Source organism: Streptomyces sp. ST2-7A (assembly GCF_021390475.1).
In the GTDB taxonomy this organism is placed as follows: Bacteria; Actinomycetota; Actinomycetes; order Streptomycetales; family Streptomycetaceae; genus Streptomyces.
Window position 1 is genome coordinate 20,005 of record NZ_JAJUWS010000046.1, and the last position, 25,316, is coordinate 45,320.

General features: G+C 71.0%; 24 protein-coding genes and 1 tRNA gene. 12 read left to right on the forward strand and 13 right to left on the reverse strand.

Annotation, left to right across the window (positions count from 1 at the left end; all coding sequences use genetic code 11):
- Positions 1-3: 3 nt before the first annotated feature.
- The 3 genes from LZF96_RS22375 to LZF96_RS22385 are packed head-to-tail and all read right to left on the reverse strand — an operon-like array spanning position 4 to position 2,936.
- Positions 4-1,806, reverse strand: a complete 1,803-nt coding sequence (locus LZF96_RS22375) for a DUF4254 domain-containing protein (RefSeq protein WP_233875901.1) — start codon at positions 1,804-1,806, stop codon at positions 4-6.
- Positions 1,803-2,462 (reverse strand): hypothetical protein, encoded by a 660-nt coding sequence (locus tag LZF96_RS22380; protein WP_233875903.1) that lies wholly within the window; start codon positions 2,460-2,462, stop codon positions 1,803-1,805. The genes LZF96_RS22375 and LZF96_RS22380 overlap by 4 nt, the downstream gene beginning before the upstream one ends.
- Before the next feature lie 6 nt (positions 2,463-2,468).
- On the reverse strand, positions 2,469-2,936 hold the full coding sequence (locus tag LZF96_RS22385; protein ID WP_233875905.1) for an NUDIX domain-containing protein: 468 nt from the start codon (positions 2,934-2,936) through the stop codon (positions 2,469-2,471).
- 190 nt (positions 2,937-3,126) lie between these two features.
- Here LZF96_RS22385 and LZF96_RS22390 point away from each other — a divergent pair, with 190 nt between their 5' ends.
- From LZF96_RS22390 to LZF96_RS22400, 3 genes are read left to right on the forward strand one after another with little or no spacing between them, the layout of a single operon-like run.
- On the forward strand, positions 3,127-4,260 hold the full coding sequence (locus LZF96_RS22390) for a DNA-binding transcriptional regulator (protein WP_233875907.1): 1,134 nt from the start codon (positions 3,127-3,129) through the stop codon (positions 4,258-4,260).
- 14 nt (positions 4,261-4,274) lie between these two features.
- Complete coding sequence (locus tag LZF96_RS22395; RefSeq protein WP_267941242.1) at positions 4,275-4,838, forward strand: cysteine hydrolase; 564 nt, start codon at positions 4,275-4,277, stop codon at positions 4,836-4,838.
- On the forward strand, positions 4,835-5,728 hold the full coding sequence (locus LZF96_RS22400) for an FAD-dependent oxidoreductase (protein WP_233875909.1): 894 nt from the start codon (positions 4,835-4,837) through the stop codon (positions 5,726-5,728). Before LZF96_RS22395 ends, LZF96_RS22400 begins: the two co-directional genes overlap by 4 nt.
- A gap of 67 nt (positions 5,729-5,795) precedes the next feature.
- On the opposite strand, the gene LZF96_RS22405 is transcribed toward LZF96_RS22400, so the two are convergent.
- The 6 genes from LZF96_RS22405 to LZF96_RS22430 all read right to left on the reverse strand — a co-directional run bounded on the left by LZF96_RS22405 (position 5,796) and on the right by LZF96_RS22430 (position 9,980).
- On the reverse strand, positions 5,796-6,518 hold the full coding sequence (locus LZF96_RS22405) for a hypothetical protein (RefSeq protein ID WP_233875911.1): 723 nt from the start codon (positions 6,516-6,518) through the stop codon (positions 5,796-5,798).
- Entirely contained in the window at positions 6,515-7,201 is a 687-nt protein-coding gene (locus LZF96_RS22410) for a pentapeptide repeat-containing protein (protein ID WP_233875913.1), read from the reverse strand. The genes LZF96_RS22405 and LZF96_RS22410 overlap by 4 nt, the downstream gene beginning before the upstream one ends.
- 72 nt (positions 7,202-7,273) lie before the next feature.
- The gene (gene amcA / locus LZF96_RS22415) at positions 7,274-7,450 is read right to left on the reverse strand and encodes a multiple cyclophane-containing RiPP AmcA (protein WP_233875915.1); all 177 of its coding nucleotides are present in this window, start codon (positions 7,448-7,450) and stop codon (positions 7,274-7,276) included.
- Positions 7,447-8,598 (reverse strand): cyclophane-forming radical SAM peptide maturase AmcB, encoded by a 1,152-nt coding sequence (gene amcB, locus LZF96_RS22420; protein WP_233875917.1) that lies wholly within the window; start codon positions 8,596-8,598, stop codon positions 7,447-7,449. Before amcB ends, amcA begins: the two co-directional genes overlap by 4 nt.
- A 552-nt stretch (positions 8,599-9,150) precedes the next feature.
- On the reverse strand, positions 9,151-9,498 hold the full coding sequence (locus tag LZF96_RS22425; protein WP_233875919.1) for a hypothetical protein: 348 nt from the start codon (positions 9,496-9,498) through the stop codon (positions 9,151-9,153).
- The gene (locus LZF96_RS22430; protein ID WP_233875921.1) at positions 9,495-9,980 is read right to left on the reverse strand and encodes an ATP-binding protein; all 486 of its coding nucleotides are present in this window, start codon (positions 9,978-9,980) and stop codon (positions 9,495-9,497) included. Before LZF96_RS22430 ends, LZF96_RS22425 begins: the two co-directional genes overlap by 4 nt.
- A gap of 201 nt (positions 9,981-10,181) precedes the next feature.
- On the opposite strand from LZF96_RS22430, the gene LZF96_RS22435 reads away from it, so the two are divergent.
- Positions 10,182-11,369, forward strand: coding sequence for a helix-turn-helix domain-containing protein (locus LZF96_RS22435; RefSeq protein ID WP_233875923.1), 1,188 nt, complete (start codon positions 10,182-10,184; stop codon positions 11,367-11,369).
- The gene (locus tag LZF96_RS22440; RefSeq protein WP_233875925.1) at positions 11,366-11,893 is read left to right on the forward strand and encodes a flavoprotein; all 528 of its coding nucleotides are present in this window, start codon (positions 11,366-11,368) and stop codon (positions 11,891-11,893) included. Before LZF96_RS22435 ends, LZF96_RS22440 begins: the two co-directional genes overlap by 4 nt.
- A gap of 177 nt (positions 11,894-12,070) precedes the next feature.
- On the opposite strand, the gene LZF96_RS22445 is transcribed toward LZF96_RS22440, so the two are convergent.
- A tRNA-Gly gene (locus LZF96_RS22445) sits at positions 12,071-12,144 on the reverse strand.
- A 175-nt stretch (positions 12,145-12,319) separates the two neighbouring features.
- Here LZF96_RS22445 and LZF96_RS22450 point away from each other — a divergent pair.
- Positions 12,320-12,520 carry a hypothetical protein gene (locus LZF96_RS22450; RefSeq protein ID WP_233875927.1) on the forward strand — a complete coding sequence of 67 codons (201 nt, stop codon included), beginning with the start codon at positions 12,320-12,322 and terminating at the stop codon, positions 12,518-12,520.
- A 210-nt stretch (positions 12,521-12,730) separates the two neighbouring features.
- Here LZF96_RS22450 and dcd read toward each other — a convergent pair whose 3' ends face one another.
- From dcd to LZF96_RS22465, 3 genes are all read right to left on the reverse strand, one after another.
- Entirely contained in the window at positions 12,731-13,306 is a 576-nt protein-coding gene (dcd, locus tag LZF96_RS22455; protein ID WP_233875929.1) for a dCTP deaminase, read from the reverse strand.
- Between the two features lie 148 nt (positions 13,307-13,454).
- Positions 13,455-14,153: a Yip1 family protein gene (locus LZF96_RS22460; RefSeq protein WP_374203308.1), complete on the reverse strand. Its 699-nt coding sequence runs from the start codon at positions 14,151-14,153 to the stop codon at positions 13,455-13,457.
- A gap of 400 nt (positions 14,154-14,553) precedes the next feature.
- Positions 14,554-16,833 (reverse strand): (Fe-S)-binding protein, encoded by a 2,280-nt coding sequence (locus LZF96_RS22465; protein ID WP_233875931.1) that lies wholly within the window; start codon positions 16,831-16,833, stop codon positions 14,554-14,556.
- A gap of 531 nt (positions 16,834-17,364) precedes the next feature.
- On the opposite strand from LZF96_RS22465, the gene LZF96_RS22470 reads away from it, so the two are divergent.
- The 6 genes from LZF96_RS22470 to LZF96_RS22495 all read left to right on the forward strand — a co-directional run bounded on the left by LZF96_RS22470 (position 17,365) and on the right by LZF96_RS22495 (position 25,223).
- On the forward strand, positions 17,365-18,402 hold the full coding sequence (locus tag LZF96_RS22470; RefSeq protein ID WP_233875933.1) for an LCP family protein: 1,038 nt from the start codon (positions 17,365-17,367) through the stop codon (positions 18,400-18,402).
- 600 nt (positions 18,403-19,002) lie between these two features.
- The gene (locus tag LZF96_RS22475) at positions 19,003-20,250 is read left to right on the forward strand and encodes an extracellular solute-binding protein (RefSeq protein ID WP_233875935.1); all 1,248 of its coding nucleotides are present in this window, start codon (positions 19,003-19,005) and stop codon (positions 20,248-20,250) included.
- A 353-nt stretch (positions 20,251-20,603) separates the two neighbouring features.
- Entirely contained in the window at positions 20,604-22,457 is a 1,854-nt protein-coding gene (gene dnaK, locus LZF96_RS22480) for a molecular chaperone DnaK (protein WP_233875937.1), read from the forward strand.
- Positions 22,454-23,215, forward strand: a complete 762-nt coding sequence (grpE, locus tag LZF96_RS22485) for a nucleotide exchange factor GrpE (protein ID WP_233875939.1) — start codon at positions 22,454-22,456, stop codon at positions 23,213-23,215. Before dnaK ends, grpE begins: the two co-directional genes overlap by 4 nt.
- A gap of 267 nt (positions 23,216-23,482) precedes the next feature.
- Positions 23,483-24,676, forward strand: coding sequence for a molecular chaperone DnaJ (gene dnaJ, locus LZF96_RS22490; protein WP_233875940.1), 1,194 nt, complete (start codon positions 23,483-23,485; stop codon positions 24,674-24,676).
- 40 nt (positions 24,677-24,716) lie between these two features.
- Positions 24,717-25,223, forward strand: coding sequence for a heat shock protein transcriptional repressor HspR (locus LZF96_RS22495; protein WP_374203309.1), 507 nt, complete (start codon positions 24,717-24,719; stop codon positions 25,221-25,223).
- Positions 25,224-25,316: the final 93 nt, after the last annotated feature.

Here is a 25,316-nt window from a genome sequence, read left to right on the forward strand (position 1 = left end):
TGACTACGCGGCCGTGTCCTGCGCGTACCGGGTCAGAAGCCGGTCGGCGGCCTCGATGACGAGGGGCAGTACCTCGTCCGCCCTGTCCTCGCGCCAGGCGGCGGCGACTTCCGCCAACGGTGGGAGGGCGAGTGTCGGGAAATCGGGCAACGATGACGCGGTGGCGAGAATCCGGTCGGCCCCGTCCCGCCACACATCGTGTTCGCGCAACAGAAGCCGGCAGGCCAGCACGATGTGTTTGTACAACGGTCTCAACCGGTTCGCCCGGGCGTCGGCACGCAGGCGGCGCATGGTGAGGACGACCTGCGGAAGTTCCCTGGTCGCCGCCAGTACGAGGTCGTGCCGGCTGATGTGGGGCAGTTCGAGACCGGGGGCCGCATGGAGGGCGGGGCCGCCCTCCTGGAGCCGGTGGAGCGAGAAGGCCAGGCGAGGGGTGATCCGGTGGGCGCTCACTTCACCGGGTGTGATCAGCGTGGGCCCGACCGGCGCGGCTCCGTTGAGCGCCTCCCGGTAGCGGGCGACCGCGACGGCCACCTCTCCCGCGGCCCCGGAATCGGCGATGACCAGAAGGTCGAGATCTGACCATCCGGCGATCCAGGCGTGCTCCCCGGCGCTGCCGGTGAGGGCGACCAGATCGATCGCGGGGTCCCGAACGCGCAGTTCCTCGACAAGGTCGGCGGTCGCGGCGGCGACCGCCGGGGGAAGGCCCAGGCCGTAGGGGGTGGTGGTCCGTGGGCCGGTTGTCCCGGCGGTTGCGGCGATACGCCGCAACCGGGCGCGGAGGGCGATGACGCTGCCGGAGTTGTCGATGACGTGGTCGGCGAGACCGGCCACCCGATGGGCGCCCCGGCTCATCTTGATCTCATCCTTGGCCGCCACCACCCGCGCCGTCGTCCCCGAACGTCCCACCCGCTCGGGAAAGGCGGCGTCCAGGTACACGATCCGCAGCCGATCACCCATCAACCGCTTCAACTCGCCGATCGACAGGTCATCGTGCACCGACTCGATGGTGAACAACCGTTGATCGGCGTGCCCCTCTGCGAACCGGTTGAGCTCGTCGAGAAGCAGCTCGGCCCGGCGTCGAGGAGACAGGGCGTAGGGGTTGGCCAGTCCGTGGCGTTCCGCGGCCTGGCGGAAGAGGTAACCCATCTTGAGGCGCTGCGCTCCGCAGGTGTGCTGGAGGAACATCGCGCTGGTGCTCTTGCCGCATTCGCTCAGGCCGCCGAAGGCGATGACCCGTTCCAGACGGGGGTGGGGGGCGATGCCCGCGGTGCCGTCACCGACCCGGCCGTAGAGCTTGTGCCGAGCGGCGGAGGGAAGACGCACCCGTCCCGCGCACACCGCCGCTGCCAGGGCGTCCACGGCGGCGCCCAGCTCGGTGCGTTGGCGCAGGAGTGCGGGGGCACGGTGCCGGGCCAGGCCGTCGCGCTCGGCGGCACGTTCGTTGTGCCAGATGCGCAGGGTGAGGACGGAGAGACGGTCCACGGCCGAGGCCAGGGTCTCGGTGTGGGGAGGAAGGTCGAGGTGGGTGCTCGCCGCCAAGCCGGCCAGGATGTCGTCGGCGCGCTCCGCCAGGGCGTTGCGCTCCGCGTTGAGCTGATCGATCTCCCGCTTCGCATCGGCCACACCGGCGGCGGGGAGGTCGGGGTCGCGAACCCTGTCCTCGGCTTCCCACAGCCGGCCGTTGACCGTGTGCAACCTGGTGAGGACATCATCGAGACGTCGCCGGTCCTTCTCGCCCAGCGAACTCGTGGCACGTGCCAGGCCGGGGGGAAGCACCAGCGCAGGGGCATGGTCGGTATTCATGGAGGGCTGCTCCTTTCCGCCTGCGGTGGAGTCGGTAAGTGGGGGGAGAGGTGGCGGACCACCTCGGTGTGGATGTCGGCCGCGGAGCGTTCCTCGCACAGGACAACCGCCGCATACGTTCCGCGCTCGGCCTGCCGGAGCAGGGTGCTGTGCAGGAGCCGCTGGTAGGTCGGGTAGACGCCGGTCCACGGCCGGCCCTCGCGGGCGCTGGTGATCGCGTAGCTGCGTTCCGCGTCGAGGGAGGGCAGCAGCAATACCGGGGACTCGGGCGGGGAAGTGGTGCCGACGAGTGCTGTCACGCGGTCCAGGGCGGCAGGTACGGGCAGGTCGTCCTTCAGCGCGGACGTGGCGGCGGCGACCGCCAGCAGCATCGGCAGTCCCCGGTCGAGGAGACCGATGCGGCCCGGCCCTCTGGCTTTCGCCCGGTGGGTGTGCCCCGCCGTCAGCATCCGCGTCAGCTCCGCAGTGGTGGAGGTCTCGAACCACCACCGTGCGTAGTCCCGGCCCGCGACCCGTCGCCATGTCTCCGTGTCGTGCTCGTGGATCGAACCCAATCCCTGAAAGCGCGAAGTGCGTTCGGCCAGCAGGCGGAGCTGTGTGGTCTTGCCGACGTTGTCCGGCCCGTTGAGGCTGACGAAATCCGGGAGACCGGTCATCGACGATCAGGCGGCGCGGACCGGCCGGTCCAGGACCGAGCGGATCGCCTCGGTGTTGTTCGCCGCGAACTCCGCCAGCGGGGGAGGCATCAGCTCCGTGGCCCGGATCGCCTCGGCGGTGAACGGAATCCGCACCACCTCGTAACCGCCGCGCTCGGGCCTGGAGAACTCCGTCCCGGTCCGCGCGGACTGGTCCATGGTCTCCAGCCGGGCGGCGAAGATGTGCTGCACCCCGAGGCCGTCGTCCAGCTCATCGGTCACCAGGTGCACGAGTTCGGCGCGGTCCACCGTTCCTCCGAGTTCCTCGAAGACCTCCCGGCGCAGGGCGTCCTCAAGGCTCGCGTCCTCGTCCTCGACCCCTCCACCCACGGTCACCCAGTACGGCTCCCTGCCGGGCCGGGTGCGCTTGATCAACACCAGCTCGTCACCGTCGAGCAGAAGGGCGCGAGCACTGCGTCTGACGATCCCGGTCACTTTCGGCCTCCTCGCCGTGCCGGCGGGTTCCTCACCCGGTGTGAGGTTGCGCTTCCCCGCTGTGCTGAACCAGCATGGAGTACTCCGACCGTCCCGGGGATGACCGGCCGCCGTACCGGCGCTGTACCGGTGCCGAACCGACCGGCCCCGCACGGGTGGTTGGGTTCGGGCGCGGGCAGGGGGACCGATGATGGTGACGGTGCAGCGATGGACGGGGCGCGAGGCGCGGCTGCTTCGCGAGGCCCTGCGAATGACGCTGCGCGAGTTCGCGGCCCACCTGGGGGTCAGCGATCGCGCGGTGTCCAAGTGGGAGGCAGGGGCCGACGGTTACGTGCCCCGATCCGAAACCCAGGCACTTCTCGACACCGCGCTGACCCGCTCGGCGGAGGAGGTCCGGACCCGATTCGCCGCCTCCATGGGCGGCACGGCCGAGGTCGAGCGCCCAACCGGCGAGGAGGACATCCACCTCGACTCGCACAAGTTCGTGCCCGCCTACATCGGCCCCGACCGTGCCCGCGCCCTGCTGGCCGACCTGCGGTCCGGTCCGATCGACTCGTGGTTGGAGAGCGCGTCACTACGCGTGGAACACCCCGACGCCCGCACCTGCACGCTTCACATCGCGGCCTGCGGCACGGCGCTTTTCCACATCATCCAGGAACGACGCCCGCGGTCGCTCACCGAACTCGCGGTCTGGCGCTACCGCAGCTACGCTTCCGACCTCCCCTGGGCTGCCGGGGCCCTCGGAGAGCTGTTGGGGGACGCCTGCAACTCCGAGCCCGAGTACGTGCTCTCGTTGTACTGGCTCCACTCCGGCCCGTGGGCCGGGCAGGAGTTGCACGCCGCGGTGCGCCTGCTGTCGACTCCATCCGTCCTTGTGGACCGAGGAGCTCCGGAAGGACCCGCCGGACTGGGCGAATCCGTCGAGAAGTCCCTCATGGCCTCCGGGTTCGACCATCCCGACGTCGTTCCCTTCGGCGTCCGGGGCGTCTCCGTCGGCTACGCGGGATGGTCCGGTGTGGCGTACGCCGCCCGCGCACCGGAACGCAGCCTCACCATCGACGAACTCGTAGCCTGCGAGCTGAGCGTGCAAACCCTCTGGTGCTACTCCCGCTACATCCAGCGTCTGATCGAGGACGGCGGGGATCCCTCGATGCCCGACCGATACGGCTGGCGATTCCTGCGTGCCGCGTACTCTCGGCTTACGACAGCGCGCCCTCGTGAGACGGCGCAGCACTGCCTGATGCGGGAGGCGATCGTGAGAACCAGCGGCCTCGCGGGGCGGTTGCGGGAAGCGCAGGACGCGTTGCGCGAGAGCGCCGGCTGAAGGGACGCGAGGCCATGCACCGCATCAATCCGGAGCGTGCGGCGCTCGTGGTGGTCGATGTCCAGAACGGCTTCGTCAACGAGCACAGCCGGCACGTCGTGCCGGTGGTGGTGAAGTTGGTCCGTGAGTGGAGCGCCGTGGGCGGGGCGGTGGTCTTCACCCGGTACCGCAACTATCCCGACAGCCCGTACGAGCGGTTGTTCTCCTGGACCCGGTTGCAGGGCCCGCCGGAGACCGACCTGGTCCCCGAACTCCACGACCTCGTGGGGGAAGCCGCCGCGATCATCGACAAGACCGGCTACTCCTTCTTCACCCCCGCAGCCGAGCGCCTGGTCACCCAACAGGGGTGGGGGGATCTGGTCTTCTGCGGGATCGCCACGGAGAGCTGTGTGTTGAAGTCCGCGGCGGACGCCTTCGAGCGCGGTCACTCGCCCTGGCTGGTCACCGACGCCTGTGCCAGTGACGCCGGGCCGGCCGTCCACGAGGCCGGGCTCCTGGTCGCGCGCCGGCTCATCGGCCGGGGCCAACTCATCACCACCGAGCACGTCCTCACCCCCGCCCGGGAGGTTCACCGATGACCCCGGATCTACTGATCATCGGTGGCGGCCCGGCCGGCTGCGCCGCCGCGCTCACCGCCGCCGGTGTCGGCATGCGCTCCCTGCTGGTCGAGCGGGAAGGCCGGGTGTGCGGAAAGCTGCACCACATCCCAGCCCTGAACAACGTCCTGGGCGGCTTTCGCACCGGCCCCGACCTCGCCGCCACCGTCACGGCCGACCTCGCCGACAACCCGCTGTGCGGGGTGATGACGGGCACGGCGGTCACCGGCATCGAACCGGGCCGGGACGGCGTCACGATCACCCTGGACACCGGCGCGCGGCACACCGCCCCGCACGCCGTCCTGGCCACCGGCGTCGGCCCCCTCCAACCGGCCGACTGCCCCTGGATCACCGCCCCCGCGGGGATGCGGCTCCCAACGCTGTGGGAGGCCGACGCCGGGGAGACATTCGGTGGAACCTGGCTGGTGTTGGGAGCCGACCGGCCGTTGGGCACCCTCCTGCGGGCCCACCCCGACGCTGGTCTCAAGCTGGTCGTCCTGCACGGACACGAGGACGCCTACAAGGTCGAGGAGGTCGCCGACGATGCCCGGGTCATCTCCCTCCGCGTGGAGGGCGTCACGCTCGACGCCACCCGGGACGGCGCACCCTGCGCCCTCGCCCATCTGCCTGGAGGGGAGCGGACGGTGTGGCGGGCGGACGCGGTGTTCGCCAACCTCGGCAGCGTCCCCACCGCCCCGGCGGGCGCGGCCCGGGACGCCTCCGGCCACTGTCCCGCCGACCTCCAACACCCCCGACTCATCCCGGCCGGCGACATCCGCTCCGCCCGCTTCCAGCGCATCATGACCGCCACCGGCTCCGGCGCCGAAGCGGCCCTCCACGCCTACTACGCCACCCGCGACCTCCCGATCTGAACCGGTACCCGCGAGGGCGCTCGATGCTCCGGCTCGCCGGGGTCGTGGCCTGTGAACGGTGAGCCGGTCAGATGAGGCGTTCGAGGATGTTGCCGGGCCAGTGGCCGAGCCAGTGGGCTGTGGTGGAGGGGTGGGGCTCTCCGTGGGTGGATCCGTCGTGGGGGAGCAGTTCGGTGGGGGCGATGTAGCCCTCGCCGGGGTGGATGCGGATGCGCACGCAGTGGGTGGTGTGGCCGGTGGCGATGTACCGGCGGAAGTCGTCGGTGTGGGGTTGGTGGTCCGGGGCGGAGCGGAGGGTGCGGCAGATGGTGCGGATGTCGGCGGTGATCAGGAGCAGGTGGCGGTCGCCGGGGCCGAGGTTGTAGCAGAGGCGGCGCCGGGACCGGTGGCGGGTGGCCAGGAGATGTCGGTCCCAGGTGTCGATGTGAAGGCCGATGCGCTGTCCGCCGTCACCGTTGCAGGTCGTGGTGCGGGCGTCGGCGGGGCTGTGGGATCGGCCGAGATGGACGGCGTCGGGGTCCCCGAGCGGAGCGACGAGGTCCGCGAGGTGGGTGGGAGCGGCACCGGCGGGCAGCGCGACGAGTTCGACGAGTGCGTGGTCGGGGGTGTGCCGGTCGGCGGTGACGGCGGTCAGGTGCTCGTCGGTCAGCGGCTGCCAGGCATCGGCGGGGATGACGGCGCCGTCTTCGTAATCCGGGTCGTTGTGCCCCGTTCGGACGGTGGTGATTTCGCTGCGCTCCCGGAGGGCCTCGGGGCGGATGTGGGCGATCTTGAGGTCCATGGTGGTCACCCGGGTTCGAGGTCTTCGGTATAGGTGAGGTCGAGATCGGTGGTCAGGGCGTGGGCGAGTTCGCTCGGTTGGTGGCGGTCGATGAGGACCTCGCGCAGGTTGGTGACACCGCGGACGGAGGAGAGGTCGCTGCCGCTGAGGTCGGTGCGGTGGTAGCGGCCGGGGCCGAAGTCGGTCAGACGCAGGGTGCAGCGGTCGAAGACCACGTGGGAGAGGTCGCAGCGCTCCAGGACGGCTTCGGTGAGCACGCAGCGCGTGAAGACGACCGGTCCGGTGGCACGGATCCCGGTGAGGGTCGCGTAGTCGAGCCGGCAGGTGTCGAAGACGACGTTGTCGAGGGTCGGGCCGGTCAGGGTGGCGCCCATGAGCTTGCAGTCGCGGAAGAGGACGCGACTGAACCTGCCGGCTGTGATCTCGGCGGTGCCGAAGTCACAGCCGGTGAACTCCACGGAGTCGACCCGCGTGTCGTGCAGATGGACGCGTTTGGCGGTCAGCCCGGTGACGCCCCCGGTGATCAGGCGGGTGTGGGTGAGGTCCATGTCACGGAGGTCGGCGCCGGAGTAGCGGAAGTCCTGGACGACGCCGCGTCCGCTCTCCAGGGACGTGACGTTGGTGAGGTAGAGCCCGGGTTCGTTCAGGTTCGGGAGGGTGGCCGTGACTCGGCCGAAGGTCTGTTCCGTCATGAGGTGGGCGCTCCGGTGGGGTCGGCGTCGGTCCCGCAGGGCCCGTGGACGCTGCGGGATCGACGCGGGCGGTCACTGCTTCTTGTTCCAGTTGTCCCAGGTGGGACGGTTGTCGAAGGTGTTTCCCCCGGCGTTGTCCCAGGTGGGCTGGTTGTTGAACATGTTCACGGTGGTGTCGGGTCGGCCGTGACCGGTGAGGTGGGAGATGGTCGGGGTGTCGGCGAGGGCGAGCAGTTCCAGCAGAGTCACGCTGTGTGTTCCTCTCGGGCGGTATCGGACAGTGCGGTGACGAGGGCTTGTCGTGAGGTGCGGCAGTGGTTGGTCTCGGTGGTGTCCAACCGGCCGTTCTCGAAGTACCGGTTGCCGGCCTGGGCGCCCCGGCAGAAGTCGAAGAAGCCGCACGTGGCCTGGCATCGGTCGAGGCCGGTCAGGAACTCCCGCACGTAGGGGAGCCGGTGGGCCCGGGCGAGGATCTCGGCGAGGGACTGCTCGCGGATGTTGCCGGCGCGGAAGTCTTTGTACCGGGGAGCGGTGATTCCGGCGAGTTCCGGGGAGAGCAGGACCACGTCGCCGTTGGCCGCGATGGTGGGGATGGGGTCGATCAGCCGCTGTCCCCACTCCGTGCCGCGTCCGGTGCGGACCAGGCCGAGGTAGTCGCCGAGACGGGCCAGCTCCCGAATGGTCAGGTCGGGGTTGCGCCGGCTCCAGGCGAGCGTGCGTCGCCAGAACTCCGTGGCCGGGCCTTGGCCGGGTTGCCGACGGGTGGTGTTGACGCCTTCGGCTTCCTCGATGTTGAGGCCCGCGGTGTGGCAGCCCAGCCGGGCGAGGAAGTCCAGCAGGGCTTCCGGGCGGGTGATGCCGGCGGCGGTGACGACGGCGATGACCGAGAACCCGATCCCGGCCCGGTAGAGGTGATCGATGCCGCGCAGCGTCCTGGTGAACGTGGGTCGCCCGGCCCGATCCACTCGCTGTGCGTTCAGTGCGGCGGGACCGTCGATGCTCACTCCGACCCCGAAAGCGTGACGGGTCAGGAACTCGCACCAGGCATCGTTGATCAACGTCGCGTTGGTCTGTACCCAGTGCCGGACCCGGCCCGCTTGCCGCAGGGACTCGAAGGGCTCCAGCAGTTCGGCGAACCGGCTCCGACCGAGGGCCAGCGGCTCGCCGGCGTGCCAGACCACATCCACGCCCCGGTTCGGGCCGGCCTCGGTGATCTCGCCGACCGAATGGGCGACGGCTTCCGCCATGTCCGGCGTCATGGTGTTCCGCCGGTCACGATCGGGGAGGTAGCAGTAGGCGCAGTCCAGGTTGCAGAAGCTCGTCGGTTGGAGAACCACGGTGTGCGGCACCGACGCGATGCGGCGACGGTAGGAAGCGAGCAGCATCTCCTCACTCATGACCGGCACCGGTCCCGTCGCTCGCCGGGTCCGCCGGGGGGCGGGAGTCTCCGACATTCGTGACAGAGGCCCCGTCGGGTTGTGAGGGGGCGAGCGGAGCGTCCCGGTCAACGTCGTGAGGTCCGGCTGAAGCGTCGGCTCGCGTCGCCGGGGGCAGTGCCGTGCGCCGCGAGGTGTCCCCGGTAACGGCGGCCCCGGGCGGCGAACAGGGCAACAGCCCTCGCTCCGGAGAGCCCGGCGTCCCATCCGCCCTGCCGGCGGGGCGAGGTGCGTCGCGCTCGCCCCGGTGTCCCGACACTCTCGTCACGGGTTCCGTTCGACCGAGGCGGTGGGCCCGTTCACGTGCCATCCGCACGATGCTCTCCGCGTCATCCGGCCCGAAGATCCGGTACAACAGCGCCAATTCCCCTTCGGGCCCCGGGGGCACGGTGCTCCATGGCTCGGCGGTACCCGGCCGGGGCGGACCGCCCGTGGGGTACGCACGCCGTGTCGACAACCGCCACCGGCCACGGACTCCCCACCGCCGGTAGGCCGTTCGGCTCGGGAATCCACTCATCGGTCAACCCCCATGCTCCAGTCACCGACCGGGCGCAGGGACAACTCCCACACGCACCCGCCGCCGGTGAACGAATGAATCGAGAACCCGCCCGGCTGCGAGGAAGAGTGCGGCCCCTCGCCGGCCAAGGAGTCGGCCCAGCGGCGGAACACGTTCGCCACTCGGCGCTCCTCCACATCCCCCTCGGCCAGGTGGTCGGCGATTTCCACCACACGTGTCCGTACCGCCTCCCGAAGCACATCGGGATCGAGCGCGAACGCCTCACCGAGGTGGAACATCTGCGGCACCGGATCGCCCTGGTACGCGACGATCTCCGCCCGCCACGCGCAGCCCGGTGCTCTCATGCGGGCCTGCCCTCCTCGACGCGCACCTGGTGATCGAGACGAACGGTGCCTCCGGCCGGGACCGGCACGCCGGTTTCCCGACCCGGGGCCGGCGCCCCCACGCGGAACCACACCCACTTCCCCGAGCCGGTCAGGACGTAGCCCAGCGCTTCGCTCAGCTCCCGCACCAACCACAGTCCTCGGCCGTGTTCGGATTCCCAGTTCGGACGCAGGACCGCCGGTGGCCGCCGCGAACGGTCGAACAACCGCACCCGGATTCCGCTTTCGTCACGCGTCACCTCCAGGCGGCACCGCGGGTCGGCGACGTGGGCAACGACGTTCGCCAGCAGCTCGGAGACGCCGAGCCGTGCCGTCTCCACCGCCTCGGAACCGCCGCCGAGGGCGGCAACCGCGGCACCGGCCTTCTCTCGCCACAGCGCGATGTCCTGCTTCGAAGCCGTCAACTCCCAGGCGTGACGACCGCTCTCGATGACGTCCTTCATTCCGACCTCCGCCTCTCCGGCCCGCCACGGACGGCGACGGCAAGGGTGGGATCGGCGGGAGACCGACTCCGGAGCGGTGACATGCTGCGCCGCACGGTGTCCTCCGTGGGGCGGCTGGAGTGATCGGGCATGAAGTGGACGGTAGGCGGGGTACACCACCAGCCGGGCACGCAGTGTGCGTGCACTGATACGGGAGGTGTCATGGACCCTGGAGAAATCGGCCGCCGCGTCGCCTACTGGCGCACCCGCCGTGGACTCACCCAGGCCGACCTGGCGCAGCTCATGGGCCGATCCCGCCGATGGGTTCAGGACCTGGAAGGCGGGCAGCGGCAGCAGGACCCGCGCCTGTCCGTGCTCCGGCGGGCGGCCTCCGTACTTCGCATCCCCATGGAACGTCTCGTGACCGACACCCCCTCGCCCCCTCCACACCGCGTGCTCCCCGCCGAGGTCGCCGCCCTTGCCGACTCCCTCCACCACCTGCCCACCGGGAACACGATCCCGGTTGACCGGCTCCGGCGCCGCGTCCACTACCACTGCCAGGCATGGGCCGCCTGCCACTACAGCGCAGCGGCCCGCGGACTCTCCGGGGTTCTCGCGGACGCCCGGGCGACCACAGTCGAGAGCGAGGAAGGCGCGGTGCTGCTCTCCCGCGCCTACCAGCTCGCGGCCTCGCTCTTCTTCAAGTACGGCGAAGCGGGTCGTGTCTCCGGAGTGCTCTGCGCGGACCGGGCACTGGCTGCCGCTGAACGATCCGGCGACCCGGTGGCCATCGGTGCCGCCGCACGACGGGTGGCGCGCGGGCTGATGCACCGGAAGCGGTACGCGACGGCCGCCGAGTACGCCACGACCAGCGCGATCACACTCCGCCCCGGGCTGGAGACGGCCGGGCCGGACGGTCTGGCCACACTCGGCATGCTCTACCTGGTGGCGGCTGTCGCGGGCACCGGTGACGGGCGTTCCCCGACGGCGGTCGGCGCGACGGAGGGCCGGCTCGCCGCCGCATCCGAGATCGCCGAACGACAATCCGGCCCGGACGCAGACTTCACCGGCTTCGGTGCCACCAACGTGGCACTGCACCGGGTGGACACCCTGCTCCGCCTGGACGACGCCTACACCGCCATCGAGGTCGCCCAACGCCTGGAGCCGGCCGCTGTCAGTGCCCTCGGCCGCGAACGCCGGGCCCGCCACCTGATCACCGTGGCCCGAGCCCGCGCACTGACCCGCGAACGGGCTTTGGCCGAGCGTGCCCTGCTGGACGCCGAGCGACTGGCCCCGGAAGAGGTGCACCGACCGGCGGTGACCCAACTGGTCGGCGAGCTCATGGAACTGGCCTCCTCGCCGAGTGCGGACTTGACCGCTCTGGCGGGGCGTTGTGGACTGCGGTCATGACCCGGGTGCTCTATCTCATCGCCACCGCCGCCGGTCCGGCCGGGTACGTGGATCGTGGTGTGCGGGCCGCGCGGGGGGCTGGTTGGGATGTGTGCCTGGTCCTGTCGCCCACAGCAGCGGGGTGGTGGGAGGGTCGGATGGGGGAATTGGAGAAGTTGACGGGCCGTCCGGTGCGGTGGCGTTACACCCAGCCGGGGGAGTCCGGTGGTCTTCCATCGGCGGACGCGATGCTCGTCGCACCGCTGACGACCACCAGTGCGTGTCGTTGGGCGGCCGGTATCACCGACACTCTTTCTCTCGGCCTGCCGGCGGAGGGTGTCCACCTGGGGGTACCGGTGGTCGCGATGCCGTTCTGGAGCACCGCCCTGGGGGCCCAGCCGGCCGTGCCCCGCGCGGTGGCCTGCTTGCGCGAACAGGGCGTCCGTGTCCTCCTCGGTGGCCCGGACGGCTACGAGCCCCACCCACCGCGCACCGGTGACGCTGCGGCCTTCCCCTGGCACCGGGCTCTGGCGGCGTTGTCCTGACCCGCCGACGCCCGCCGGTATAGGGCGCCACGGCTCCAGTGGGCATTTCCGCTCCCGCTCGTTGCCCGTGGCCCCGGGCCCCACGGGGACCACGGAACACAGGAGGGCGGGGCCACAAGGAGCTTCGGGGGAGCGGACAACGAAGAAGGCCCAGGTCGCTGACCTGGGCCTTTGTGCTGGAGCGGGCGACGAGAATCGAACTCGCGCTCTGAGCTTGGGAAGCTCATGTTCTACCATTAAACTACGCCCGCGTCGGGAGGCCGGAAGGGCTTCCCGTCGGTGTAGAGAGTACCCCATCGCGCCCATCGGTCGCAGCGATGGGCGCGGGTGTGACGGCTCGGTTTCGGACGGAGTGCCGCTGCCGGGGGCGGTCCCCGCGATCCCCTACCGTAAGGACGGTCGTCCAGAGCAGGGGAGTGCGTCGTCTTGCAGACCATCGTCGTCCGCTGTGCCGAGGGGCACGTGTTCAACACTCCGGCTTTCCCGATGCAGCAGCTGAATCCCGAGCGTTTGGGCCCCGCCCGGCTGCTCCGCTGTCCGCGCTGTGCGCGGCTGCGCAGCGCCGTGCCGGTGGTCGGCGCGGAGGTGGCTGCCGGCGGGGGAGGGGTTGTCGTCGGAAGCGCGTGAGCGCTCGGATGTGGGGGAGCGGGGCCCGGGTCGCGACGGCGGCGCGGGCCCCGCTCCGTGCGCGGGGGTGGTGCGGCGATGGGTGACCGGGACGCGGGCGCGGGGGTTCGGCGGTTCCCCGGCCGACGGGGCGACGGGCCGGTGGGCCGACAACGCCCGGGATCGGCCCCCGGGTGCGTCCCGCCCACCGGTGCGGCCCGGTCCCGGTGTTCAGATCCGGGTGCGGTGGAAGTCGATGTAGGAGCGCGAGGCGGTGGGGCCGCGCTGGTTCTGGTAGCGCGATCCGCGCGCCCCGGCCCCGTAGGGGTTCTCGGCCGGCGAGGTGAGCCGGAACAGGCAGAGTTGGCCGATCTTCATCCCCGGCCACAGCTTGATCGGGAGCGTCGCGACGTTCGACAGCTCCAGCGTGACGTGTCCCCTGAAGCCGGGGTCGATGAAGCCCGCGGTCGAGTGGGTGAGCAGCCCCAGCCGCCCCAGCGAGCTCTTGCCCTCCAGCCGGGAGGCGATGTCGTCGGGCAGGCCGATCAGTTCGTAGGTGGAGGCGAGGACGAACTCCCCGGGGTGCAGGATGAACGGCTCGTCCTCGACCGGCTCGATCATGCGGGTGAGGTCGGGCTGCTCGACCGCCGGGTCGATGTGCGGGTAGCGGTGATTCTCGAAGACCCGGAAGTAGCGGTCCAGTCGGACGTCGATGCTGGACGGCTGGACCATCTCCGGCTCGTAGGGGTCGATGGTGACCCGACCGGCGTCGATTTCCGTCCGGATGTCCTTGTCCGATAGCAACACCCCCGCAGGTTATCGCTGCGGGGGTGTGGGTCGTGCATCGGGGCTCCGGGACGCCCGGGTCGGACCGGTCACCGTCGGGGCCGGGCCCGTGCCGTCCCCGGATTCCGGTCCGGATCGCGGGGACGGGACGGGGACGCTCGGGGGACGGCTAGAGGGTGCCCAACTTCACCAGCATCAGGATGGCGATCAGCTGGATGGCCGAGGCGCCCAGGGCGCGCGGCCAGGGCAGTTCATGGGACCGGCTCACCATCAGGGTCAGCAGGAGGCCGGCGTAGAGCCAGGTCACCCATCCGACGATCTGCACGATGGTGTCACCGCCACCGAGGAAGACGGCGAGGAGCAGTCGGGGCACATCGGTCATCGTCATGATCAGCATGGCGAGGCCGGCGGTGGGTGCCCAGTGGCCGTTGCCGCCCAGCTGCCGGGCGAGGGAGTGGGTGACGGTGCTCAGCAGCAGTGCGCCGATGACCATGGCCACCCCGGTGACCAGCAGGTACGGGATGAGGGCGGAGGCGGTCGCCGAGAGGGTGGAGTCCCGGGCGCTGTCCAGGCCGAAGACGGCCACCAGGCCGTAGAGGAAGGTGACGATCAGCGCGGGCCCCCACACGGCGTGGTCCCGCATGTGCCAGAAGGTGGGGTCGGGGCACAGCACCAGACCCCGCAGCAGGTCCTTCCAGCCCAGGGGTGGCGGGCCCGGCTCGGCGGGGCCGTGGTCCTCGTACGGGGCGTGGTCCTCGTCGGGGGGGCCGTAACCGTGGTCGTGACCGGAGTGCCCGTCGTTCCCGTGACCGCCGCCCGGCTGCGGCGGGTGGCCGTAGCCGCCCCGGGACCCGGGAACGCCGGGCATCGGTTGGGTGTCGCCGTGTTCTCGGTGACCGCCGTGGTCACGGGCGTCGCGATGTCTCCTGTGTCCTGCCACGCCTATGAACCTACCTTCTGTGCGGCGGTCCGGCCGCCGGAACCCGCCTCGGCGGGGTCGGTTCGGAGCGCGGGACGGTGTTCTTCGGCCGGGGGATGGGCGCTCGGGGTGAAGCGGGGGCGCACGGGGCCATCCGGGGCGGCACGGGAGGCTCCGGTGCGCCGGGGGCTTCGGCTCCCATGGGCAGCCGGTCGTCCGACCCCGACCAATCCCCACCCGACCAATCCCCACCCGCGCGGCCGGGAAGCGCCCCGGGACGTGCGCGGGGCGCGCCCACCGGGAAATCCCGGTGGGCGCGCCCCATCCATCGCCGTCGCGCGGCCCGCCCTCAGACGGTCGGCTGCGGTTCCGGTTCGCTCCCGCTCTCCGCGCCGCCCGCCGGGTCGGCCGGGGTCCTCACCGACTCCAGCAGCAGCTGGGCGACGTCGACGACCTGGATCTCCTCGCGGGCCTCGCCGTCGTTCTTCTTGGCGTTGACCGAGTCGGTCAGCATGACCAGGCAGAACGGGCAGGCGGTGGAGACGATGTCCGGGTTGAGGGCCAGCGCCTCGTCCACCCGCTCGGTGTTGACGCGCTTGCCGATGCGCTCCTCCATCCACATCCGGGCGCCACCGGCGCCGCAGCAGAAGCCGCGCTCCTTGTGCCGGTGCATCTCCTCGTTGCGCAGGCCGGGCACCTTCCCGATGATCTCGCGCGGCGGCGTGTAGACCTTGTTGTGCCGCCCGAGGTAGCACGGGTCGTGGTAGGTGATGAGGCCCTCGACGGGGGTCACCGGGATCAGCCGGCCCTCGTCGATGAGGTGCTGCAGCAACTGGGTGTGGTGAATGACCTCGTAGTGCCCGCCGAGCTGCGGGTACTCGTTGGCCAGGGTGTTGAAGCAGTGCGGGCAGGTGGCGACGATCCGCTTCTTCGCCTTCTCGACCGTCACGCCCTCCTCGGCGTCCTCGCCGAAGGCGGCGTTCAGGCTCTCGACGTTCTGCTGTCCGAGCTGCTGGAAGAGGAACTCGTTGCCCAGACGGCGGGCGGAGTCACCGGTGCAGGACTCCTCGCCGCCCATGATGGCGAAGGAGACGCCGGCGGTGTGCAGCAGCTCCGCGAAGGCCTTGGTGGTCTTCTTGGCGCGGTCCTCCAGGGCGCCGGCGCAGCCGACCCAGTAGAGGTACTCCACGTCGGTGAGGTCCTCGACGTCCTTCCCGACGACCGGGACGGGGAAGTCGACCTCCTTGGTCCACTCCAGACGCTTCTTCTTGGCCAGGCCCCAGGGGTTGCCCTTGCGCTCGAGGTTCTTGAGCATCGTGCCGGCCTCGGAGGGGAACGCCGACTCGATCATCACCTGGTAGCGGCGCATGTCCATGATGTGGTCGACGTGCTCGATGTCGACCGGGCACTGCTCGACACAGGCGCCGCAGGTGGTGCAGGACCACAGGACGTCGGGGTCGATGACACCGTTCTCCTCGGCGGTGCCCACCAGGGGGCGGCGCGCCTCGGCGAGGGCCTCGGCGGGGACGTTCGCCAGCTGCTCCTCGCTCGCCCGCTCCTTGCCCTCGGCGTCGGTGGAGCCGCCGGCGAGCAGGTAGGGGGCCTTGGCGTGAGCGTGGTCGCGCAGCGACATGATGAGCAGCTTGGGGGAGAGGGGCTTGCCGGTGTTCCAGGCGGGGCACTGGGACTGGCAGCGCCCGCACTCGGTGCAGGTGGAGAAGTCCAGCAGGCCCTTCCAGGAGAACTCCTCGACCTTGGAGACGCCGAAGGTGGGCTCCTCCTCGCTCTCCTCCTCGAAGACGGTCTCGAAGTCCACGGGCTTGCCGTTGACCATGATCGGCTGGAGCTCGCCGAGCGCGGTACCGCCGCGGGCGTCGCGCTTGAACCAGATGTTGGGGAAGGCCAGGAAGCGGTGCCAGGCGATGCCCATGGAGAGGTTCAGGCTGACCGTGATCGCCCAGACCATCGTCACGCCGAGCTTGATCATGGCGGCGAGGTAGACGAGGTTCTGGAGGGTGGCGGTCTCCAGGCCGCCGAAGGCCAGGATCAGCGGATAGGTGACGAAGAAGGCCGGAGTGTAGGAATCCACGCCCTGGAGGGCGCCCTCGAGGCCGCGCAGCACGAGGATGGCGGCGCCGATGGTGAGGATGACGTACTCGACGAAGTACGCCTGCCAGGCGGTGGAGCCGGCGAAGCGGGACTTGCGGCCGGGCTTGGAGGGCAGGTTCAGCTGCCGGATGACGATGAGGGTCAGGATGCCCAGGGTCGTCATGGCGGCGATGAACTCGATGTACATCTCGTAGGGCACGAACGAGCCGAGGACCGGCAGTACCCAGTCGGCCCGGAAGAGCTGCCCGTACGCCTGGACGATGGTCAGGCCCAGGGTGAGGAAGCCGATGGCGACGAACCAGTGGGCGACGCCGACCACGGCCCAGCGGTTCATGCGGGTATGGCCGAGGAACTCCCGGGTGAGGGTGAGGGTCCGTTGCCCCGGTTGATCGGTGCGCAGGCCGGCGGGCACGGGTTGGCCGAGCCGCATGAAGCGGACGAGGTGCACGGCGGCGCGGGCGATCAGGGCAACGGCGACCGCGGTCAGGACCAGCGATACGACGATCGCGACGAGTTGCATGGCAACGGCTCCTCGAACCGGCGGAACATTCGGTGTGTGGGTGGACGGACGGGTGGGCGGGGGATCGGGGGTGCGTGGTGCGGTGCGATAGGTGGTGCGGGTCGTGCGGTGTGGGACCCCGGGGTGGAGTTCTTCCCCGGAGGGAGCTTACTAAGCGGTAACTTAACGGGTTTGGTCCGAGGGTACCCGGGTGGCGGCCCGGGGTGCAGACGCAGCGCCGGTGATATGCGTCGCTCACGGACCCCGGGGCCCACCGGTCGGTCATCCGCGGTCGGCCGGGGGAGGGGCGGGGCGCTCGGGATGTCGGAGGTGTTCGGGGGCGTGGTGGGGTCCTCGTTCCCATCATGACCCGGGGTGTCGACAGGATCGGGGGCGCGCGGTTCCCGTGATGTCACGCCCCTCGCGCACCCCGTCACGCCCCGCGCCTCCGAGGATCCGCACCGGTGACCCCCGGGCCCGTCGGCCCACCCCGACACCACGACGGACATCCGGAAAACCTGATAAGGCATCAGATGCTGACAAAATACGCATATGCCTGTCAAACGATCCGGTGGCGGCCGCCCCCGATGGCTGCTCGGGGTCACCGGCGCCCTCGGTCTCGCCCTGGCGGGGGCCCTGCTCCTGACTCTCGGTGCCACCTGGTGGCTCTACCGTTCCCTGGACGACAACATCACCACCGACCACGCCGCGGCGGACGCACTGGAGGCGGCCTCCTCCGATCGCCCCCCGGTCGGCACCGCCCGCACCGTCCTGGTCATCGGATCGGACCGGGAGGGAGGTCACCCCAACGAGCGTTCCGACACCGTCGTCCTCCTGCGGCTCGCCGCCGAGGGCGACCGCGCCGATGTCGTGCACGTGCCACGCGACCTGGTCGTGGACATCCCCCGCTGCGCCCGTCCCGACGGGGAGGGGCACACCCCGCCGACTCGCGCGCAGTTCAACTGGGCCTTCCAGTTCGGCGGCGCGGCCTGCACCATCCGCACCCTGGAGGAACTCATCGGCGTGCGGATCGATCACCACATGGTGGTCGACTTCTCGGGCTTCGTGCGATTCGTGGACGCCGTGGGCGGGGTCGAGGTGGAGGTGGCGCGGGACGAGTCGGATTGGCACGTCGGCCACGACCTGACCGCCGGCCGCCACCTGCTGGACGGTCGGCAGGCGCTGGCCTACGTCCGCGCCCGGCAGTTGGTCGGTGACGGCAGCGACCTGAACCGGATCGCCCGCCAGCAGGAGTTCTTCGGCCTGCTCTACGCCCGGGCCAGGGCGGACAGCACCCTGGTCAACCCCGCCCGCCTCTATCCGGTGCTGGAGGCGGCGACGTCCTCTCTGACCACGGACGCCGGCCTGGACTCCCCGGCCGAGCTGTACGCCCTGGCCCGCCGAATGCGGGAGGTGCCCCGTGACGGCCTGGTCTTCCGTACGGTCCCGGTGCTGCCGCACCCGGACCACCCCAACCGGCTGATGCTGGACGGGGGCCCCGCCGAGGGGTTGTTCACGGAGTTGCGGGGGCCCGTGCCGGGAGGCGGGGGCGAGCCGGGGACGGGGGAGGGCCCCGTCGCGCCCGGCTGAGCCGGGACGCGCCGCACCGGATCCCGTCCTCCCCGTCCGGCGGTGAGGGGCGGGATCCGAGGTCTCGGGGTGGGGTTCCGGCGGCAGGGCCGGTTCGGGCCCGTTTCCGGACCGGGAGTCGGCCGATTCCGGACCGAACGGCCGGGAGCGGCCGGGAGCGGGCGGGGGCGGGCATGAAAAAAGTTGTGCCGGCGGTCTTTCCGCCGGCTGACCGACCCGGGAACGTGACGCGAGACGGCCGGAGCGGTGGGTGGTCCCGGGGTGGGGAGCGGCGCCCGGGTTCCGGGGTACTCCGCCCGAACCATCCGTTATCACGGCTTTCGCGTGGTAATCTCCGGCGACTTTCCGGGTGGACCCGCCGTCCACCCCTTGAAGGGCGCGGCACAGGGGGCCTCTACCATGCGACGACGCAATCGGACAGATCGCGATACACGTGAAATACCGACCGGTCGGATCGGAGGTCGGCCCGGGAGCCGGCTCCGTTTCCCGCCCGGTTCCCCGCCGGAGGGTCCCGAACCGGCGGACCGGCCCGCCCCGGGACCCCGCGCGCGGGAGACCCCTCGCGGGCGTCGTGCGCGCCGCACGGCCCTGACCGGCCTGTTGGCGATCGCCCTCGCCGTCGGCCCCACCGCCTGCTCCTCCGACGGGGATGTCACCATCACCGTCCTGGCCGCCGACTTCGGGCAGCGCGTCGTCATCCCCACCTCGGTGTTCTGGGAGGACATCACCGCCCGCTTCGAGGAGGAGAACCCGGGCGTCACCGTCGAGGTGGAACTCGTCCCCTGGGAGAACGCCGATACCGTTCTCGCCGAGCGGGTGGGGGCCGGCGGGTCGCCGGACATCGCCCAGGTCGGGTCGTTCGCCGAGTACGCCGCCGACGACCTGCTGTACTCCGCCTCGGACATGCTGCCGCTGACCACCCAGGCCGACTTCCACCTGCCGCTCGCCCGGGCCGGCGAATACCGCTGGGAGCAGTACGGCATCCCCTTCGTCTCCAGCACCCCGCGCCTGTTCGTCAACCTCGAGCTGCTGGAGCGCGCGGGCGTGGCGGAGCCGCCCACCGACTGGGCCGAACTGCTGAGTACCGCCCGGGCGCTGCGGGACGTCGGGGTCTCCATCCCCTACGCCCTCCAGTTCGGCCCGGACGGCGTGCACGAGGAGGCGTTGGTGTGGATGCTCGGCGCCGGTGGCGGTTACACCGACGGCGGTGACCACTACGCGGTCGACTCCGCCGAGAACGTCGAGGCGCTGGAGTGGCTGCGGGACAACCTGGTCGCCGAGGGGCTCACCGGTCTGCCGCCCGCCGAACTGGACCGCTCCACCTCCTACGGCGGCTTCTTCACCGGTGAGGTCGGCATGATGATGGGGCATCCCGCGATGTTGGTGGCCATGGAGGAGGCGGGTGTCGACTACGCGCACGTGCCCTTCCCGTCCCGGGACGGCGGCCCCGGCGTCTCCACCGGCATCTCCGACTGGCTGATCGCCTTCCGCGACGGTGGGCACGAGGACGAGATCGGCGCCTTCATGGAGTTCGTCTACCGACCGGAGAACCACGCCTTCTCCAGCGGGCGGCACGGCACGATCCCCACCACCGTCTCGGCCTCGCAATTGTTGCTGGAGGACGAGGATCACCGCCACCTGTGGGAGTTCGTGGACCAGATGCCGCAGGCCGAACTCCAGCCGCTCAACAAGCACTCCTGGCCGGCGGTGCGCGGGCTGCTCCTCGAGCACCTGAACCGGGCGGTCGGTCCGGACGGCGACCCGGCGGCCGTGTTGGGGGAGATCCAGGAGCTCGCCGAGGAGCGGAGCGGCACCGACGGCGGCACGACCTCCGGTGCCGGTGGCTGAGCCCGGCGGGTGACGGGGCTCAGGGGTGGCGGCGCCGGCGACCGGGGGTGGCGACGGGGATATCGGCACCAGAGGGTTAATTCTCCCGATCCGCCCTTTTTCGGGATTGACCCGGGGTGAAGCGGGCAGGGGCACTCCACGGGTGACAAGGGGGCCCGGTGGGTGCGCACCGGGCCCCCGCTCCGTACTCCGGGGTGGCCGCCTCCGGGGTGGCCGCGCGAGGGGAAGGGCCTTAATTGAGTGCGGGGGGTGCCCAATAGTTGAGCCACATCCGCTCAGGCTGTTTGACGCCGGTCGCATACTCGGGCACCCTTGAGTCAAAGCTACTCAAGGATTCGGCTGGAGGATCTGACATGGCACGTGCGGTCGGCATCGACCTGGGTACGACGAACTCCGTCGTCAGTGTTCTCGAGGGCGGTGAGCCCACCGTCATCACCAACGCCGAGGGCGCCAGGACCACGCCGTCCGTCGTCGCCTTCGCCAAGAACGGCGAGGTGCTCGTCGGCGAGGTCGCCAAGCGCCAGGCGGTCACCAACGTGGACCGGACGGTGCGCTCGGTCAAGCGCCACATGGGCACCGACTGGAAGATCAACCTGGACGGCAAGGACTTCAACCCGCAGCAGATGAGTGCCTTCATCCTGCAGAAGTTGAAGCGGGACGCCGAGGCGTACCTGGGCGAGAAGGTCGCCGACGCGGTGATCACCGTCCCCGCCTACTTCAACGACCACGAGCGGCAGGCCACCAAGGAGGCCGGTGAGATCGCGGGTCTGAACGTCCTGCGCATCGTCAACGAGCCCACCGCCGCCGCCCTCGCCTACGGCCTGGAGAAGGACGACCAGACCATCCTGGTCTTCGACCTCGGTGGCGGTACCTTCGACGTCTCCCTGCTGGAGATCGGCGACGGCGTGGTGGAGGTCAAGGCCACCAACGGCGACAACCACCTCGGTGGTGACGACTGGGACCAGCGCGTCGTGGACCACCTGGTCAAGACCTTCCAGTCCGCCCATGGCGTGGACCTGGGCCGCGACAAGATGGCACTGCAGCGCCTGCGGGAGGCCGCGGAGAAGGCCAAGATCGAGCTCTCCTCCTCCACCGAGACCACGATCAACCTGCCCTACATCACCGCCTCCGCCGAGGGGCCGCTGCACCTCGACGAGAAGCTGACCCGGGCGCAGTTCCAGCAGCTCACCTCCGACCTTCTGGAGCGCTGCAAGGTCCCGTTCCACAACGTCATCAAGGACGCCGGCATCCAGCTGTCCGAGATCGACCACGTGGTGCTCGTCGGTGGCTCCACCCGCATGCCCGCCGTGGCGCAGCTGGTGCGCGAGCTGACCGGCGGCAAGGACGCCAACAAGGGCGTCAACCCGGACGAGGTCGTCGCCATCGGCGCCTCCCTCCAGGCCGGTGTCCTCAAGGGCGAGGTCAAGGACGTCCTGCTGCTGGACGTCACCCCGCTGTCCCTGGGCATCGAGACCAAGGGCGGCATCATGACCAAGCTCATCGAGCGCAACACCACGATCCCCACCAAGCGCTCGGAGATCTTCACCACCGCCGACGACAACCAGCCCTCGGTGCAGATCCAGGTCTACCAGGGCGAGCGCGAGATCGCGGCGTACAACAAGAAGCTCGGGATGTTCGAGCTGACCGGTCTGCCGCCCGCCCCGCGCGGTGTCCCGCAGATCGAGGTCACCTTCGACATCGACGCCAACGGCATCATGCACGTCTCCGCCAAGGACCTCGGTACCGGCAAGGAGCAGCGGATGACCGTCACCGGTGGCTCCGCGCTGCCGAAGGACGACATCGAGCGCATGATGCGCGAGGCCGAGCAGTACGCGGACGAGGACTCCAAGCGCCGCGAGGCCGCCGAGACCCGCAACCAGGCCGAGCAGCTGGTCTACACCACCGAGAACTTCATCAAGGAGAACTCCGAGAAGGTCCCCGGTGACGTCAAGACCGAGGTCGAGACCGCCATCGCCGACCTCAAGGAGAAGCTGAAGGGCGAGGACACCGCGGCCATCCGCGAGGCGTCCGAGAAGGTCGCGGCCACCAGCCAGAAGCTCGGCCAGGCCCTGTACGCCGACGCCCAGGCCTCCTCCGCCTCCGCCGGTGGGGAGGGCGGCGCCCGTACCGAGGGCGGCTCCACCGACGAGGACGTCGTCGACGCCGAGATCGTGGACGACGAGAAGCCGAAGGGCGGTGCCGCGTGACCTCGGACCCCAAGGGCTTCGACAACGACCGGGAGCCCGAGGTCCCCGACGCCGGCACCGACCCGGAGTCCCCCTCGGACGGCGCCCGCGCCGCCGAGGGGGGCGCCGACACCCCGCCCTCCGAGGGGGGCGGCGCGCCGACGGGGGAGACCCCGGACTCCGCCGACACCGATGGGCGTGACGCGGAGGCCGCAGCCGCGGTCGCCCGCGAGGCCGGACTCACCGCCCAACTGGACCAGGTCCGCACGGCGCTGAACGAGCGCACGCTCGATCTCCAGCGCCTGCAGGCCGAGTTCCAGAACTACCGCCGCCGGGTGGATCGCGACCGCGTCGCCGTCAAGGAGATCGCGATCGCCAACCTCCTGACCGAGCTGCTGCCGGTGCTCGACGACATCGGTCGTGCCCGGGACCACGGCGAACTGGTCGGTGGCTTCAAGCAGGTGGCCGAGTCGCTGGAGACGGTCGCCGCCAAGCTGGGCCTGATGCAGTTCGGCAAGGAGGGCGAGCCGTTCGACCCGACGATCCACGAGGCGCTGATGCACAGCTACTCACCGGACGTCAAGGAGACGACGTGCGTGCAGATCCTCCAGCCGGGGTACCGCATCAATGACCGCACGATCCGCCCGGCGCGGGTCGGCGTCGCCGAGCCCCAGCCCGGTTCGCCCGCCGGCGAGGCGTCGGCGGGGGACTCCCCGGCCGGGGAGTCCGGCGACGGCGGGGACGGCGAGAAGGAGAGCGGTGGCCCGGAAGAGGGCTGACGGCGACGCCCCCGGCGGACCCCTCGGGGGCCGCCGGGGGCTGCCGCGCACGTGCGCGGCCCGACCACGGGGAGCGCTGGGAACACTGGCAGCACCGGCAGCGACGGCAGTACCGGAAACGGCGGTACCGGCAGCAGGGGAACCACCGGTGGCCCGACCGGCACCGGCCGGCCCGGGCACGGCGAGACCGGCGATCGGAACCGACCCGGGGCGGGGCCCCGGGGTGCGGCGGACCGGCGCCGGGCCGATGAGAGGAGGGACGCCGCGATGAGCACCAAGGACTTCATCGAGAAGGACTACTACAAGGTTCTCGGCGTCCCCAAGGACGCCACCGAGGCGGAGATCAAGAAGGCGTACCGCAAGCTGGCCCGGGAGTACCACCCGGACGCCAACACCGGTGACGCCAAGGCCGAGGAGCGGTTCAAGGACGTCTCCGAGGCGTACGACGTCCTCGGCGACGCCAAGCGCCGCAAGGAGTACGACGAGGCGCGCGCCCTGTTCGGCGGCGGTGGCTTCCGGCCGGGCCCGGGCGCGGGCGGCCAGTTCAACTTCGACCTCAACGACCTCTTCGGCGCCGGTACCGGCGCCGGCGGCACCGGAACCGGCACCACGGGGGGTGCCGGTGGGTTCGGTGGCGGCATCGGCGATGTCTTCGGCGGTCTGTTCAACCGGGGCGGACCGGGTTCGCGGGTGCAGCCGAGGCGGGGTCAGGACATCGAGTCCGAGGTGACGCTGAGCTTCACCGAGGCCGTGGACGGCGCCACCGTTCCGCTGCGGATGTCCTCCAGCGCCGCCTGCAAGGGGTGCGCGGGCACCGGGGACACCAACGGCACGCCGCGGGTCTGTCCGACCTGCGTCGGCACGGGGCAGGTCAGTCGTGGAGGCGGGGGCGGATTCTCGCTCACCGACCCGTGCGTGGACTGCAAGGGGCGCGGCCTGATCGCCGAGAACCCCTGCTCGGTGTGCCGGGGCAGCGGCCGGGCGACGAGTTCGCGCACCATGCAGGTGCGCATCCCGGCGGGTGTCTCGAACGGACAGCGCATCCGGTTGCGGGGCAAGGGCGCGCCGGGCGAGCGGGGCGGCCCCAACGGCGACCTCTACGTCACCGTGCACGTCGATCCGCACCCCCTCTTCGGCCGACGTGGTGACAATCTGACGATTACCGTGCCGGTGACCTTCCCCGAAGCCGCGCTCGGTGCTGATATCAAGGTGCCGACCCTCGGCGGCCCGCCGGTGACGCTCAAGTTGCCGCCCGGGACACCCGGCGGTCGCACCATGCGCGCCCGGGGCAAGGGCGCGACGCGCAAGGACGGAACACGCGGCGACCTGCTGGTCACCATCGAGCTGGCGGTGCCGCGCGACATGGGGGAAAGGGCGAGGAAGGCCCTGGAGGAGTACCGCGAGGCTGCCGCGGGTGAGGACCCGCGGGCGGGGCTCTTCGAGGCCGCGAAGGGAGACTGACGTGGACGGCCGAGCAAGTCGAATGGGAACCGGGCAGGGCATGGGCGGTACCGGACTCCCCGGGGGCACCCCCGGCGGGACCCGGTCCGAGCCGCCGTTCGGCGGCGCCCGGTACGACAATCCTTACGAGCTGAACGACGACACCCCGGTCTACGTGATCTCGGTCGCCGCCCAGCTCTCCGGGCTGCATCCGCAGACGCTGCGTCAGTACGACCGGCTCGGCCTGGTCAGCCCCGATCGCGCCGCCGGACGGGGGCGCCGCTACTCGGCGCGCGACATCCAACTGTTGCGTGTGGTCCAGCGGCTCTCCCAGGACGAGGGCATCAACCTCGCCGGTATCAAGCGGATCATCGAGTTGGAGAACCAGGTCGCGGCGCTCCAGTCGCGGGTGGCCGAACTCCAGCAGGCGGTGGACGGCGCGGCCGTGGCCATGCGCCGCCGCGAGGCCCAGGTGCACGCCTCCTACCGACGCGACCTGGTGCCATATCAGGACGTGCGGCAGTCCTCCGCGCTGGTCGTCTGGCGGCCGGAGCGTCGGCGCCGCTGACGCGCCGGCCCGGTGGGCCGCTTCTCCCCGTGGTGGCCGTCACCCCGACCTCTCCCGGTCGTGGCGACGGGCACCACGTCGTTCCGGCCCACC